Origin of the sequence: uncultured Chloroflexus sp., assembly GCF_938091255.1 — a bacterium.
Classification (GTDB): Bacteria; Chloroflexota; Chloroflexia; order Chloroflexales; family Chloroflexaceae; genus Chloroflexus.
Map to the genome: position 1 here is coordinate 67,637 of NZ_CALLJH010000006.1, position 14,475 is coordinate 82,111.

The window sequence follows — 14,475 nt, forward strand, 5'->3', positions numbered from 1 at the left end:
GGCGCTAAGACGTTCAACGCAAAGGCGCGAAGGGCGCAGAATCGCTAATCCATAATGAAAAATGCCGGAACATGCAGCACTTCAGCGGCCCGAATAGAGGTTGTCGTTGACCTGCACCACCCAAATTGGAATCGGTCTGGTAAGATGGCCGCTCACGTGCGCCGCTAACTCAACCTCGTCCGTATCACTAATCAGAGCAAGGTTTTTCGTTGTCCAGTCATTCCATATTATGGCTCCCTTCTACGCGCAGGCCAGGGTTGGCAGCGGTTAGGAGATCCGCAAAGTATCCCAACCATCACCGCTGCCGCAACAGCCGCGCCGAATTGGCGAGAATGCCTAAATCGGGCAACGATTGCGCTGCGGCGGCAAGGGTGGGTGGCAGCAACCCAACAGCGGCCAGCGTAAGCCCAACCAAATTGTAGCCGGCAGTAAACCCAATATTGAGCTTGACTACTCCCATCGTTCGCCGGGCGATGCGCAAGACCTGCGGCACTAACGTCCAATCGTCGCGCATCAGAGCGATATGGGCGGCTTCGATCGCGATATCAGTTCCGGCAGCACCCATCGCAATGCCAATGTCTGCTTGCGCCAGTGCCGGCGCGTCGTTCACCCCATCGCCGACCATCACCACCGTGTGGCCGCGCGCCTGATAATCCTTCACCACCGCGATTTTATCTTCCGGCAGCAATTGCGCCCGGTACTGTACCCCAAGCTGGCCAGCTAAGGCGGCAGCCGTGCGTTCGTTATCGCCGGTGAGCAATTCGATGTGTTTGATGCCGAGCGCGCGCAGTTCGGCGATGGCCGCCGGTGTTTCAGGACGGAGCGTATCGGCGGCGGCGAGGAGCGCAATCGGTTCGTCGTCGCGTGCCACGACCAAGAGCGTTTTGCCTTCGGCTTCGAGTTGGGCGGCTAGCGGCAACGAGGCCGCCGCTGGGATCAACCGGCGATTGCCGACAGTAATCGTAGCACCGTTCACCTTGGCGCGTACCCCCATCCCGGGGATGGCCGTAAAGTGCTCTGGTTCGGCGAAGGTAAGATTCTGCGCCCGCGCCAACTCTTGCACGGCTGTTGCCAGCGGGTGTTCCGAGTACCGTTCAGCCGTGGCGGCAAGCTGCAATGCCTCTGTTGCGGGAACACCGTTGAGCGCGATCACATCGGTGATGCGAGGCCGGCCCAGCGTCAGCGTGCCGGTTTTATCGATCAGCACCACATCAGCTTTCGCTAACGCTTCCAGATATTTGCCGCCTTTGATCAGCAGGCCGCGCTTGGCGCTTGCCCCGATCGCGGCCAGCATCGCGACCGGTGTGGCCAACGCGAACGAGCACGAACAAGCGACGACCAGCACAGCGGCGGTTGCCAATGGGTTGCGGCTGATCAAGAAAGTCAGTGCGGCAATTCCAGCCACCACCGGTAGATAATAGGCGCTAAACCGGTCAGCCAGCCGTTGCACCTCGCCCCGATGTGCTTCCGCCTCTTCAACCAGCTTGATCACGCGGCCAAAGGTGGTATCGGCTCCCACCCGCAACGCCTTGATCCGCAAACTGCCTAGCTTGGCAATCGTCGCTGCAAATACATGCGAACCGGCGCTCACTTCCACCGGCATCGACTCGCCAGTGATCGCGGCTTGATCGATAGTGGCATAGCCGGCGATCACCTCGCCATCAACCGGAATCTGCTCGCCGGGCCGCACGATCACGGTATCGCCGGGTTGTACCTCGGCCACCGGTACTTCCACCTCTGCGTCACCCCGTTCAACCCTCGCCGTTTGCGGCGCAAGCGCAGTCAGTTCCTTCACCGCCCGGCGGGCATTCTCGGCGGTAAATCGCTCGACATAATCACCAACGCGCATGAAAATGACCACGATCGCTGCCGCTACCCATTCACCCACAATCAACGCAGCAATCACGCCGAGCGTCATAAGGGTGTGCGAGGTAATCTGGCGGCGGAGGGTCGCTCGCGCCACCTGACGGAAGACCGGCCACCCGCCCGCAACCACCAGCGCGATGCCAATGGGCAGAGGGATCAATGCGTTGAGCTGATCAAACAGACCGAGCCACTCGCCGGCGACCACAATCCCCAACACAATCGCGAACACCACCGCGAGCAGGATCGTCATCCGACGCGAGAATTGGTTGATCGAAGCGTTGGCCGGCGTTATCGTTTCGGGGACAGTATAGCCCGCGCTTTCGACCGCCTTGCGAATGGCAGGTAGATCAACCCGGGTTGGATCGAGCCGGATCACCGCCTTTTCAGCGGCCAACAAGACATCAACCGACTCGACGCCGTGCAATTTGGCGATAGCCTGTTGCACATGCTGAGCGCATTCGGCGCAATCCATCCCCTTGACCGGCACTTCAAGCAAATGTGAGTCACTCATCGCTCGCATCCTCGGCTTGGTAGCGCGTACACTCGTACACCCCTTTAGCGACATCGGCCAGCAATTCGTCAGCCAGCCGGAGCAACTGTTCGACCCTCCGGTCGCTTAATTCGTAATAGACGAAACGACCTTGGGATGAAGCCGTCACCAACCCACAATCGCGCAAGCAGCTCAGATGGTTTGAGACGTTGGGTTGCGAGAGTCCGGTTACTTGCACAATATCGCTCACGCTGCGCGCTCCGTGACGCAGCGCGAGCAAAATAGCGAGACGCGAAGGATCGGCAAATCCGCGAAAGAGCTTAGCTTGCAGCGCCAGTGCGGTTGGATGAGCGACAGTGAGCATCATATGTTCTCTAATAAACATATCATTATTTGATGATATGATAGGCAGCGCAGCGGTGTTTGTCAAACGTCGCCGATGCCTTTTCCCCAACAAGAGAGTGATATATGATGGCCACGAAAAGACAAAAAAGGTGTGAAATAAGGTGTATGCATCTTTCCGAGGCTATTCTCCGTTTACTCCTTCCGGGAGCGGGAACCAATATCCCTCCTCTCCCAGCGGGGAGGGGCCGAGGGTGGGGGCACATTTTATCCAGTGGTGGTGGGGTGAGTTCTGGGCGCCCGACCCTTTAGGTCGGGCTATGATTGGGAAAGCCCGCTGCGGGGTCTAGATGCGCTCCTCGTCCCTGCCCTGACACGGCCTCCTTCCGAGGGAGGAGTAAGAATCCTCTCCCCCAGCGGGGTGGGGTCGAACAGACCCCGCAGCGGGCGTGGTAATTGTAACCCGACCCTTCGTCGCTATTCTCCACGAAAACGTTTTAGATTTTTGTGGCTATTCCCCGCTCCCCACTCCTCCTTTCCCACCCTTACACCTCACTCAACAACGCGCACAGCAGCGCCGTGCGGTCGATCAACCCTTGCCGGCTAATCTGCTCGTGGTCGGCGTGCGCACCGGCGCCGGGGCAGCCCAGCCCGTCGAGGGTAGGAATGCCGAGCGCAGCCGTGAAATTACCGTCGCTCCCGCCGCCGGTGCTCCCCTCACGGATGTCTAAACCCAACGCTGCCCCCAGCTCTTGAGCGCGGGCAAAGAGCGCGGCGCTAGCCGGGGTGCGCTCCATCGGCGGACGGCGCACGTTGCCGCTTACCATCACTTGCGTCCCCGACGTTACCGGCTTAAGCGCTGCCATACCGGCTTCGATCCGCGCCGCTTCGGCCTGCGTCCATACCCGCACGTCCACCTCCATCCACGCTTCGGCAGGTACCACGTTAGGCCGCGTGCCGCCGCCAACCACACCAACGTTGACGGTGGTGCCAATCGCGGGGTTGGCCAGCGCATTCACCGCCAAAATCTGGTGTGCTAGCTCGGTAATCGCACTAGCCCCCTTCTCCGGTTCGACGCCGGCATGAGCAGCCTTGCCAGTGATCGTCACGCGAAACGCACCGCCACCCTTACGCGCCGTCTTCAACGCGCCATCCGGCTCGGTTGGCGGTTCGATCACCAGCACGTGCGCCGCTTGCGCTGCTGTCGCCTCGATCAGCGCCCGCGAAGTCGGGCTGCCGATCTCTTCATCAGAGGTCAACAGCACAATGACCGGACGGCGCAAGCGCGGCGCTGGCCGGCCAAACCCACCAAGAGCGGCGTAAACCATCGCGATGCTAGCCTTCATATCATACGCCCCCGGCCCAAACGCGCGATCGGCGGTAACGGTAAATGGTCGCTGCGCTACTGTGCCTGCTGGCCAGACCGTATCGTAATGGCAGAGCACCAGCGCCGGCGGCAAAGCCGGCTCGGCGACATCGGTCACGGTTACGCGCAGATGATCGCCGCCGTTGGGATTTGCAATGCGCTCCACCTTGCCGACGCCAGCGAAGAGGGCGGCCAGCTCGTCAGCACAGGCATCGAGCAGGGCTTTATCAGTGCTTGGTGATTCGAGGTGAACGAGGCGGGCGGTCAGGTCGAGCAATTTGGCTTCGTGAACGGCAATTGTGGTGCGGTCGAGCATAACAATCTCTCCAAGCAAACGATGGTTGTGCGCGGTAGTATAGCGTACTTTGTTGCAGTATGGCAGCAAATGGCAAAGGCTCATCTTATGAATGTGCTCGCTTGGCGAGAACGAAGAGCGGAGCTACCGAAGCGATCACTCGGCTGCTCGCTTTGAAACCATGTACAAATTGCGGTATGATTGAGTGTATTACCATTCCAAAGCAAGGAGAACCACCATGCTCAGCGAAAAGATTCAGCAGGCGCTGAACCGGCAAATTACGTATGAGTATGCCGCTTCCTACACGTATCTCGCGATGGCGGCTTACTTCGAGTCGCGCTCACTACCCGGTTTTGCGCACTGGTTTCGAGTGCAGAGCGAAGAAGAGCGCGCGCATGCATTGCGCTTTTTCGATTACGTGAATGATCGTGGCGGTCGCGTCTATCTCGGAGCAATTGATGAGCCGCAGAATGAGTTCGCTTCGCCGCTTGACGCCTTCGAGCAAGCGTTGGTCCACGAGCAGCGGGTGACTGCTGCGATCCACGCCATTTACACCTTGGCAGCCCAAGAGAATGACTATGCAACGATGAGCATGCTCAAGTGGTTTATTGATGAGCAGGTTGAAGAAGAGAAGAGTGCCGATGAGATTATCCAGCACCTCAAACTGATCAGCAACGATGGTGTTGGCCTGTTCATGCTTGATCGCAAACTGGGCGAGCGCACAGGAGACGAATAATTGTTATACGGTCATCTTACCTACGACCGTCACCTCAACCATTCCCTATACGAGCAGGTGGCAGACGGCATCCTTTGCCACGTGCCTTCTGGTGTGCGGTAGGGGGCACACGGTCGGGTGCCCCGACAGTGGGTGTCCTACTGTTAGATGACCCGACGTTACTTACCGCTCTGTCCGACTCTTCACGAACTGCTGCACTTCGTGTACAATTATGACATTAGTGCAAAAGTGGGTAGAAAGCTAGGCTATGAATTGGATGGAGATCGCCTTCTACTATCTGTTGCCGCTCTTCACGGTCGTCACGTTGTGGCTAGGCCTGACCTTCGGCCTGATCTGGCTGAACCGATGCGGGCAACGGGTAGCGGGTTGGGCGGTGTTCCTCAGCTTGCCGCTACTCATCTTTGCGCACAGTGAATTGTTGGTAACGCGCCACGATCTGAGCGTAGTGGGTGCATATCGCGCGTTTACTGCCGGGCTGCTGGTATGGGCATGGCACGAGCTAGCTTTCTACAGCGGCATACTGGCCGGGCCGCGCCGGCTACCTTGCCCGCCCGAAGCGCGTGGCGTGCAGCGCTTCTTCTACGCCCTCGGCACCCACTTCTACCACCAACTTGCCTTCGTGCTTGAAATGGGTTTACTGATTTGGCTATTGCAAGATGCCAGCCATTGGCTTGGCCCGCTCACCTTTGGGCTAAGCTGGGCCTTGCAGCAGAGCGCGAAACTGAACGTTCTGTACGGGGTACGTGCGCTGCAAGTCGAACTCTTTCCGGCTCACCTTGCCTTTCTCGCCAGCTACTGGCGGCCCGGCCCGCCGAGTGCGTTTTTCCGCCCAAGTGTTTCGGTCGCCACCTTGCTGGCGATTATGCTTTGGTTTAGCATTAGCGCCCATCTCGGCGATCCGGCGGCCATTCGTTTGGCCCTCCTAGCTAGCCTTTTTACCCTTGGCGCCCTCGAACACTGGTTGCTCCTGCTTCCCGCCCCTGCTCCTGCCACCGCTCCGGCTACCGATTAACCACGCGGTGCAGCCGCGCTTGTAACCTTGCGTGCTACTCTGCATGCAGGGAGCGGCATGCTCCTTGGTCGTGTGTGCGATCCGTTAGGGATTACCGGCAATCCCGCCAACTTCCCCGCCGCCAGTCGCATACTCGTCTGCATGACAACAATTCACAATCGTCATATCTGCGCACCCTTGCATCATTGCGATAGTTGCGCGAAACATCGCTTGTCGCAACGTCGTGTATCGGTTATGATGAAGGGGCAAGGTGTGCGAAAAGGAGCACCCACACTATGTTAGAGGCCATTTTCGCCCCCCAATCAGTGGCCGTGCTGGGCGCGTCGCCTGAACCGGCGCGTTTGGGCCATCGTGTGCTGAAAAATATTATTGATCACGGCTATCAAGGTCGGATCTATCCAATCCATCCGCGTGCTCCCGAAGTGCTGGGCTTGCGCGCCTATCGCTCGGTGCTCGATGTGCCTGATCCAATCGATCTGGCGGTCATTGTCATCCCCTCCCAACACGTTAACGCTGCGGTTGATGAGTGTGGCCGCAAAGGGATTCGTGGCTTGGTGGTAATTACTGCCGGCTTCAAAGAGGTCGGCGGCGCCGGGCGCGAACTCGAGCGCGAGTTGTTGACGACGGTGCGTCGCTATGGCATGCGCATGATCGGCCCCAATTCGCTCGGCATTATCGATACGATCAGCCAGCTCAATGCCTCGTTCGCGAATGCGATGCCGTTGCCCGGTAATATTGCGCTCATGTCGCAATCAGGCGCGATCTGCACGGCGATTCTCGATTGGAGCTATCAGCAAGGCATCGGCTTTTCCCGCTTCGTCAGTCTAGGGAATAAGGCCGATGTTGACGAGGTGGCGCTGCTTGAGGCGTGGAATCGCGATGAGCACAGCAAGGTGATTTTGGCCTATTTGGAAGCGATCGATGACGGCCCCGGCTTTATTCGCGTTGCGCGCGAGGTGACCAAGTGTACGCCGGTGGTGGCGATCAAGAGTGGTACCACCGCTGCCGGTACGCGGGCCGCGTCATCACATACCGGTTCGCTAGCTGGTTCTGAAACTGCCTACGAAGCGGCATTCGCCCAAAGCGGTATCTTGCGCGCTCGGACCATGAATGAGTTGTTCGATCTAGCCCTCGTTTTTGCCTATCAGCCAATGATTCGTGGCAATCGGGTGGCGATTGTAACGAATGCTGGTGGTCCCGGGATTATTGCGACTGATGCGGTCGAACGGAGTGGACTAGCGATGGCTGAGTTTACCTCAGAAACCATCCGTCGCTTGCAAGAGAAGTTGCCGCCCAATGCTAATTTCTTTAATCCGATCGACGTCATTGGTGATGCGACGCCTGATCGGTATGCATGGGCAATCGAGACGGCGCTTGCCGATCCGAATGTCGATGGGTTGATTGTGCTGTTTACGCCCCAAGCCGTCTCTGACCCCTTGGTGACGGCGCGGCTGATTATCGATCTGAGTAGGCAGACCGATAAGCCGGTGGTGACCAGCTTTATGGGTGGAGTGAGTCTTGGTGAAGCGGTGCGTGCGCTCAATGAGGCGCATATTCCGAATTACCCCTTCCCCGAACGCGCCGTCCAATCGTTGGCAGCCATGTATCGCCAATCACTCTGGCAACAACGTCCGGCCCCCACCTATCGCCATTTTGACGTTGATCGCGATCGCGTGGCACAATTATTTGCTAAGGTGCGCGCGGCTGGTCGGGTCGAGTTGGGCGAGGTTGAGGCGCGCCAAGTCATAGAGGCGTATGGGATGCGGTTGCCTAAGAGCCAATTGGCCCATACCCCGGAAGAGGCGGTCGCGATTGCCAATGAGTTTGGCTATCCGGTGGTAATGAAGATTTCCAGCCCTGATATTCTCCACAAGAGCGATATTGGCGGCGTCCGGGTCGGTCTTGGCGATGCCACGGCGGTGCGCGATGCCTTTGAGCTGATCGAGTACCGCGCGCGCAAATATGTTCCTTCGGCGCGCATCTGGGGTATTCTCGTCCAAGAGATGGTGCGCAAAGGCCGTGAAGTCTTGGTCGGTGTCAGCCGCGATCCGCAGTTTGGGCCGTTGATCGCGGTGGGAATGGGAGGCATCTATGTCGAGGTCTTGAAAGATGTTGCCTTCCGCCTCGCGCCGCTCAGCGTTGAAGAGGTGCGCGAGCAGATTCGTTCAATCCGCGCGTACCCACTCTTGCGCGGCGTGCGTGGCGAACCGCCTGCCGACATCGCTGCCATCGAAGAGACGGTACTGCGGGTCAGCCAATTGGTCACCGACTTCCCAGAAATTGTCGAGATGGATATTAATCCGCTCGTCGTTCATCACGAAGGCGAGGGCGCGATCGTCCTCGATGCCCGGATCATCCTCAACTAAGTGGAGGCAATGATGGCAACTTTGTATGTCGCCTCAACCGAAACCTACGTCGGCAAGAGCGCGGTCTGTGTCGGTTTGCTGCGCCGTATGCAGCAAGACGGCTTCCGCGTTGGGTATATGAAGCCGGTCAGCGTTTCGGTGACGCACACGCCCGATGCGGTGCTCGATGAAGATGCCGCCTTTATCCGCCAGACGATTGGCCTTGATGCACCAATGGAGCAGGTCGCGCCGGTGTTGATTACACCGGGGGTGATTGAGTCGATCCTGCGCGGGCAGCCCCATTCGTTCGCCAAGACGCTGCGCGACGCTTATCTGGCGGTGTCGCGCCAGAAGGATGTGATGGTGCTTGAAGGCACCAATACGTGGGCCGAGGGGGCGCTAGTTGATCTGACTGCCGATCAGGTGACTGATATGCTCCAAGCTCCCGGCTTACTCGTGTGCCGCTATACCTCTACCTTGTCGGTTGATACGATCTTGAGCGTGCAACGCTATGTCGGCGATCGCTTGCTTGGCGTGCTGATCAATCAGGTCGAAGAGCCGCACCGCGAGTTTGTCCGTAATCGCGTTACGCCCTTCCTCGAAGGGCGAGGCATTCCGGTGTTCGGGATTATGCCACGTGATCGGCTCTTATCTGGGGTGAGCGTCAACGAATTGGCCCAACATTTGGGCGGGCAAATTATTGGCCGGCCTGAGTGGGGCGAGAAGATGCTCGATTCGCTGATGATCGGGGCAATGGGGGCCGAAGCGAGCCTGTCGTTCTTCCGCCGCCGTGCCAACAAGGCGGTGATTACCGGTGGCGATCGCAGCGATTTGCAACTGATTGCGCTTCAGACTAGCACCAATGCGCTGGTGCTGACCGGCAATATCCGCCCGACGATGCAGGTGATGGATCGCGCCGCTGAGTTGGAGGTGCCGATTATTCTGGTGGCTGATGATACGCTCAGTACGGTTGATCGGGCCGAGCGTCTGTTTGGCCGCGTTCGCTTTCATCAAGAAGCTAAACTGCGCCGCTTTACCGAATTGCTCGATGCCCATTTTGATTTTGACCGTTTATATCGCTTGCTGGGGTTGAAAATCCACTAGGATTCACTATGACGACCGATCCGTTGCCCGAAAACGCTGAAGTGATTGGGCCGTTGGTGTTTGTGCCTAATCCTGATTATCCCTACCCGTTTCCGGTCGCTCGCCCGCCTCGGTTCTGGATGGAAGAGACGACCGGGCGGCTGGCCGCCGCGGTTGAACGCTATATGCAGGGTGAACCGCTGACTGCCGATCAGCTTGAGGTGATCAAGCTGTATCTTACCCAATATTTGGAACGGGCAGTAATTGAGGGGAGCGCTGACCGGAAACGGTTGCTCAGCCGGATCGACCGGCTCCGCACAACGCGCGATATCGAGCGCTTTGCCGATGAGTTGTCTGAGGTGGGTGTTGAACCGTTCTGATCTGACGATATACCGCTTCCTGCTGCGTCCAATCTTGTTCCGGCTTGGCGGTGGCGATGCCGAGACTGCTCACGAACGTACCTTGCATCTGTTGGCGTTGCTGAGCCGTTCACGCCTATTGTGTCGCACTCTTCAGTTGCTTGCTGCGATCCGTGATCAACGCTTATCGCGCACCGTCTTCGGGATTCATTTTCCTAATCCGGTTGGGCTAGCCGCTGGCATGGACAAAGATGGCGTGGCGTTGCCGGCATGGGCTGCACTTGGTTTTGGTTTTGTCGAGGTGGGCACTGTTACTCGTCTCCCGCAACCCGGCAATCCGCGCCCGCGCCTGTTTCGTTTGCCGGCTCGCGAGGCGCTGATTAATCGCATGGGGTTTAATAATGCCGGCGCAGCGGCCTTGGCGCAACGACTGGCAACGACGCCGGTTTCCATCCCGGTCGGCGTCTCGATCGGTAAGTCAAAGGTGACGCCGCTCGATCAGGCGATCGACGATTATCGCGCCTCGTTCCGGCTGCTCTTCCCATATGCCGCCTACGTGGCGATTAACGTCAGTTCGCCCAATACTCCCGGTCTGCGCCAATTGCAAGACGCCGCTCACTTGCACGCGCTCTTGGCCGCGTTGCAGCGCGATAATGCCGAACTGGGCCGTGCCGATCCGCGCGGGTCGCGCCCGCTGTTGGTGAAAATTGCGCCGGATCTGAGCGATGCAGCCATCGAAGAGTTGTTGGCAGTGTGCGCCGATCACGCTGTCGCCGGTATTATTGCTACCAATACCACGACTGGGCGCAGTGGTCTTGCGGGGATTGATCCAGAGTTAGTGGCCGAGACCGGCGGCCTTAGCGGGCAACCGCTCGCCCAACGCGCCCGGCAGGTGGTACAGTTGATTGCGCGCGCCACCGGCGGCAAACTGCCGATTATCGGCGTCGGCGGTATCCATTCGCCTGATGATGCACTGCGTATGTTCGAGGCCGGCGCGAGCTTGATCCAGCTCTACACCGGCTTGGTCTATCGCGGGCCGTTGCTGCCGCGCCGGATCAATCGCGCGTTGCTAGTTGCCGGCAAGGAGCGGTGATGAGCGGGTTTCTCGGCACAAAAGCCACCTTCGCCCAAGATATATCATTGGTAGGCAGTATCATTGTTGCGATCACCTTTACCATTGGCGCTTATGTAGCGGTGAAAGGCTACTATGCCGCGCACCGCTGGCTGCAAACTGGCGCGGCGGCGGCCAATCTGGTGCTCGTGTTCGGGGTGATGATCCCGTCGCTGCTAGCCGTCACGCCTGATGAGAATCTCACTTTGCCGGCGGCAGCCTTTGTCGCGATGCCGGCCCATGAAGTGATTGGCACGGTCGCCATGCTCTTTGGAGTGTACGTGGTGTTAGTCGGTAATGGCTGGCTGCCGGCGCGCTGGCGCTTCGCCAATTACAAGCCGTTTATGCGGATTGCCTTTGCGCTCTATTGGGCGGCGACGGTGGTGGGGGTTGCCGTGTATCTCTTGATCCATACGTGAACGCATCATGACGACGATGCCGTTATCTCCACGCGAACGTATTCTGGTTGCTCTCGACACGCCCGATCTCGACCGCGCGGTTGCGCTGGCTGCTCAGTTGCGCGGGCAAGTGGGTGGGTTCAAGTTGGGGTTAGAGATTTGCACAGCGATAGGCGCGCCGCAGGTGGCGGCGGCAATTGCAGCAGTCGGGGGTAGCGTGTTCCTCGATCTCAAGCTGCACGATATTCCCAATACGGTGGCCGGCGCGGTGCGCGCCGTCTGCGCGCTCGGCCCGGTGGTGCGGATGCTGACCTTACACTGCACCGGCGGTAGCGCTATGCTGCGCGCGGCGGTCGCTGCCGCCCAGAGCATGCCGTATCGCCCCTTGCTGCTTGGCGTCACTGTTTTGACCAGCCTTGATGCGGCGGCGTTGACCGGTGAATTGCGGGTGCGGCAGGACGTTGCCGATTATGTGGTGAATCTAGCGCGGATGGCGTGCGATTGCGGTCTCGATGGTGTGGTTGCTTCGCCGCATGAAGTGGGCGCGATCCGCGCCGCTTGTCCCGATGTGCGGATTGTGACGCCGGGCATTCGCCCGCTGTGGGCTGGCGAAGGCGATCAACGGCGGGTGATGACCCCCGCTGCCGCGCTGCGGGCTGGGGCTGATTATCTGGTGATTGGCCGCCCAATTACTAGCCCGCCGGCTGCGATCGGCGATCCGTCGGCGGCGACGGCCCGAATCGTAGCTGAACTTGAACAGATAACCTAACGTTATGAGCAATACCAACCTCTTGACTGTTTTGCATCAGCTGGGTGCGATTGTCACCAACGATCACATTGTCTATACCTCTGGCCGCCATGGCAGCAGCTATGTGAATAAAGACGCGCTCTATCCGCACACTGCTGCCGCTAGCATGGTCGGTGCGGCATTGGCTCGTCATTTTGCTGATGCCGGCGTCGAGACGGTGGCCGGGCCAACTGTGGGTGGGGTGATTATGGCCCAATGGACGGCGCACCACCTGTCGCAACTGAGCGGGCGCGAGGTGTTGGCAGTCTACGCTGAAGAAGAACAGGCTGAAACCGGCAAGCGGCGGGTGTTTCGCCGTGGCTACGATGCGTTAATCGCCGGCAAACGGGTGTTGGTGGTCGAAGATGTGCTTACCACTGGCGGCTCAGCGCGGCTGGTGGTCGAGGCAGTGACGGCTGCCGGCGGGATTGTGGTCGGCGTTGGCGCACTCTGCAATCGCGGCGGTATCACGGCGCTCGATCTCGGCGCGCCGTGTCTCGTGGCGCTCACCGAACTGCCGCTTGAGAGCTATCCCGCCGAGGAGTGTCCGCTCTGTGCCGCCGGTGTTCCGATCAATACCCGCCTCGGTAAAGGGGCAGGGTATGGACGTAAATAGGCGAAGCGCACTCCACCTCGGGTGCCGGTCGTGCGTCAGTGCCTAGCGTGTGCTTGGTGAAGGGTGAATACCGATTTACCGGATCGCGAAGCCGTCCACAGCGTGGGCGCCGCGCCGGCGTTGGGGTCGCGGAGGCGCCATCTGCAATAGTTATCGCGAATCAGACTGCATATTCATCATGACCACTCGCTATGCAACCTACTGGAATAACCTATAGGGAGAGCAATGGAATCGCTAACATACCTGTTCCGCCTAAGTACAGCCGGTCTGTTTCTCGACACCGATACGTTTCGTTCCCAGCGCGATAATCCGGCTGCCTTACGTGATGGGTTTCTCGTTGTGCTGCTCGTGGGAATTGCGGTTGGTGTAGCTAGCTTTATCGGTAGCCTACTGACGGTCTTATCTAGCCCAGATCCACAAGCGATCTTTACGATTGTTCAGCGTGAATTAGAGCGCACTCCGTTTATCACCGAACTGCAACGCGGAAACCCTGCGTTTGATCTCACCCCAATCTTTACTCTACTCACCCAGTTCGCTGTTTTCCTTCGGTGGGGCGGATTGATTGATGCGGTCTTGACGCCGTTTCTCTATCTGTTAGGATGGCTGATCTACGGCGTAATCGCGCATCTCGCGGCGCGATCGTTAGGTGGTGAAGGTAGCTTGGCCCAGACGCTCGGCTGCACGGCGCTAGCGAGCGGCGCGAACTGGCTGGCAGTAGTGCAAATCGTACCGTTTGCACAGGTTGCGGGCACGACGATACTCGGACTTATCGGTTGCTATCTTGGCTTGCGCGCAGCGCATAACTTACCGGCGTGGCGTGCCTTCTGGGCTGCGCTGATCGGGCCGATGGTGTTAGTTGTGTTGTTGATGCTGATCGGTTGTGGCGCATTGGCAGTGCTGGTTGCCATCGCGCAAGGGAGTTGATATGCCGGTGATTGATACGTTTAATGGGGCATTGACCTTGAACCAGCGGGTATTTACCGAGCTGCGTGATGCTCCTGACGGGGTACGGCGTGGCTTCTTACTCATCCTAATGGTGGGGTTGCTGGTGGGCGTCTTTCAGAGCGCGAGTGCTCTGATTAGCGTTGCTGATCCAGCGCGTGTTGTGGAAGCCTTTCGCTTCGGTTATCGTCAGTCACTCGAACAGCAGCAAGCGGCTGCAACAACGCTCGAACAACGTGAAGTGATTCGCTTGCTCTTAGAGAGTGAAGACGAGCTGGCGCAGATGGTTGGCGATATTTTAGATTTGCCGACGACGTTACCTCGCCCGATACCGCTGATCTTAGAGGCGCTCGGCCAAGCTGTCTCGACGCCGCTCACCTACTTGAGTGGTATGTTGCTAGCGGTGACGTTAACCCATCTCGCCGCCCGCCAACTTGGCGGGCAAGGCGGCATTCGCGCTATGGTCGCCGTTGGCTCACTCTCGGTTGCTCCCCATGCGCTCGATGCACTCACCTTTATCCCGGTGTTGAGCTTTCCGATCTCGATGATCGCATGGGGGTGGGGGTTGATCATCCTGATTAGCGGCACCGCCGTGGTGCATCGGCTTGATAGCGGCAAGGCCACGCTGGCCGTATTGCTGTACCCCAGTCTACTCATCGTGTTGGGGATATTGCTGAGTTGTGTGCTTGGCCTCTTGGTTGTTGCGCTGGCGGCTAGCGTATAGTAG

Annotated in this window: 14 protein-coding genes; 11 read left to right on the plus strand and 3 right to left on the minus strand. The window is 58.9% G+C overall.

Annotated elements, in window-relative coordinates:
* Nucleotides 1-295 precede the first annotated feature (295 nt).
* The 3 genes from Q1A00_RS02725 to Q1A00_RS02735 form a co-directional block, all read right to left on the minus strand.
* A complete protein-coding gene (locus Q1A00_RS02725; protein ID WP_298402016.1) occupies nucleotides 296-2,377 on the minus strand; it encodes a cation-translocating P-type ATPase in 2,082 nt (693 codons plus the stop codon).
* Nucleotides 2,370-2,720 (minus strand): metalloregulator ArsR/SmtB family transcription factor, encoded by a 351-nt coding sequence (locus Q1A00_RS02730; protein WP_366144833.1) that lies wholly within the window; start codon nucleotides 2,718-2,720, stop codon nucleotides 2,370-2,372. The genes Q1A00_RS02725 and Q1A00_RS02730 overlap by 8 nt, the downstream gene beginning before the upstream one ends.
* 523 nt (nucleotides 2,721-3,243) lie before the next feature.
* Entirely contained in the window at nucleotides 3,244-4,380 is a 1,137-nt protein-coding gene (locus Q1A00_RS02735) for a M20 family metallopeptidase (RefSeq protein WP_298402011.1), read from the minus strand.
* Nucleotides 4,381-4,597: 217 nt separating this feature from the next.
* On the opposite strand from Q1A00_RS02735, the gene Q1A00_RS02740 reads away from it, so the two are divergent.
* The 11 genes from Q1A00_RS02740 (at nucleotide 4,598) to Q1A00_RS02790 (ending at nucleotide 14,472) form a co-directional block, all read left to right on the plus strand.
* On the plus strand, nucleotides 4,598-5,095 hold the full coding sequence (locus Q1A00_RS02740) for a ferritin (RefSeq protein WP_298402009.1): 498 nt from the start codon (nucleotides 4,598-4,600) through the stop codon (nucleotides 5,093-5,095).
* Between the two features lie 247 nt (nucleotides 5,096-5,342).
* A complete protein-coding gene (puhE, locus tag Q1A00_RS02745; RefSeq protein WP_298402008.1) occupies nucleotides 5,343-6,107 on the plus strand; it encodes a putative photosynthetic complex assembly protein PuhE in 765 nt (254 codons plus the stop codon).
* A gap of 275 nt (nucleotides 6,108-6,382) precedes the next feature.
* Nucleotides 6,383-8,473: an acetate--CoA ligase alpha subunit gene (gene acs, locus Q1A00_RS02750; protein WP_298402005.1), complete on the plus strand. Its 2,091-nt coding sequence runs from the start codon at nucleotides 6,383-6,385 to the stop codon at nucleotides 8,471-8,473.
* Between the two features lie 12 nt (nucleotides 8,474-8,485).
* Nucleotides 8,486-9,556, plus strand: coding sequence for a phosphotransacetylase family protein (locus Q1A00_RS02755; RefSeq protein WP_066787346.1), 1,071 nt, complete (start codon nucleotides 8,486-8,488; stop codon nucleotides 9,554-9,556).
* Between the two features lie 8 nt (nucleotides 9,557-9,564).
* Entirely contained in the window at nucleotides 9,565-9,915 is a 351-nt protein-coding gene (locus tag Q1A00_RS02760; RefSeq protein ID WP_298401997.1) for a hypothetical protein, read from the plus strand.
* Nucleotides 9,902-10,987, plus strand: coding sequence for a quinone-dependent dihydroorotate dehydrogenase (locus Q1A00_RS02765; RefSeq protein WP_299755142.1), 1,086 nt, complete (start codon nucleotides 9,902-9,904; stop codon nucleotides 10,985-10,987). The genes Q1A00_RS02760 and Q1A00_RS02765 overlap by 14 nt, the downstream gene beginning before the upstream one ends.
* Nucleotides 10,987-11,424 (plus strand): hypothetical protein, encoded by a 438-nt coding sequence (locus tag Q1A00_RS02770; RefSeq protein WP_298401991.1) that lies wholly within the window; start codon nucleotides 10,987-10,989, stop codon nucleotides 11,422-11,424. The genes Q1A00_RS02765 and Q1A00_RS02770 overlap by 1 nt, the downstream gene beginning before the upstream one ends.
* A 16-nt stretch (nucleotides 11,425-11,440) precedes the next feature.
* The gene (pyrF, locus tag Q1A00_RS02775; RefSeq protein ID WP_366917409.1) at nucleotides 11,441-12,172 is read left to right on the plus strand and encodes an orotidine-5'-phosphate decarboxylase; all 732 of its coding nucleotides are present in this window, start codon (nucleotides 11,441-11,443) and stop codon (nucleotides 12,170-12,172) included.
* A 4-nt stretch (nucleotides 12,173-12,176) separates the two neighbouring features.
* Entirely contained in the window at nucleotides 12,177-12,806 is a 630-nt protein-coding gene (locus Q1A00_RS02780) for a phosphoribosyltransferase family protein (RefSeq protein WP_299755148.1), read from the plus strand.
* A 225-nt stretch (nucleotides 12,807-13,031) separates the two neighbouring features.
* Nucleotides 13,032-13,730: a Yip1 family protein gene (locus tag Q1A00_RS02785; protein WP_298401982.1), complete on the plus strand. Its 699-nt coding sequence runs from the start codon at nucleotides 13,032-13,034 to the stop codon at nucleotides 13,728-13,730.
* 1 nt (nucleotide 13,731) lies between these two features.
* A complete protein-coding gene (locus tag Q1A00_RS02790) occupies nucleotides 13,732-14,472 on the plus strand; it encodes a Yip1 family protein (RefSeq protein WP_298401979.1) in 741 nt (246 codons plus the stop codon).
* Nucleotides 14,473-14,475: the final 3 nt, after the last annotated feature.